Raw genomic sequence first — 310 nt, forward strand, 5'->3', positions numbered from 1 at the left:
AAGAGCCGTTTACAAATGCGAAGGTACGTAAAGCATTTTCATTAGCGGTTGATCGTAAATTTATCGTTGAAAAATTGTATAAAAATAATGCGCAAGAAGCATATGCATTCGTTCCAGAAGGAGCAAAAACACAAAGTGGTCGTGATTTCCGTAAAGAAAAAGGTGATTATGTTAAATTTGATCCAGCAGAAGCGAAAAAATTACTAGAAGAAGGTATGAAAGAACAAGGGTGGTCTACATTACCTGAAGTAACATTAAAATTCACTACAGATACACAACATAAAAAAGTAGCAGAAGCAATGCAAGAAAT

The 310-nt window shown here is 34.2% G+C and carries 1 protein-coding gene; it reads left to right on the top strand.

Annotation, left to right across the window (positions count from 1 at the left end; translation table 11 throughout):
• The coding region (locus MR170_RS31415; RefSeq protein ID WP_242310718.1) for an ABC transporter substrate-binding protein at window positions 1-310 on the top strand (310 nt) is incomplete at both ends.

Source organism: Bacillus cereus group sp. BfR-BA-01524 (assembly GCF_022662595.1).
Taxonomy (GTDB): Bacteria; Bacillota; Bacilli; order Bacillales; family Bacillaceae_G; genus Bacillus_A; species Bacillus_A thuringiensis_S.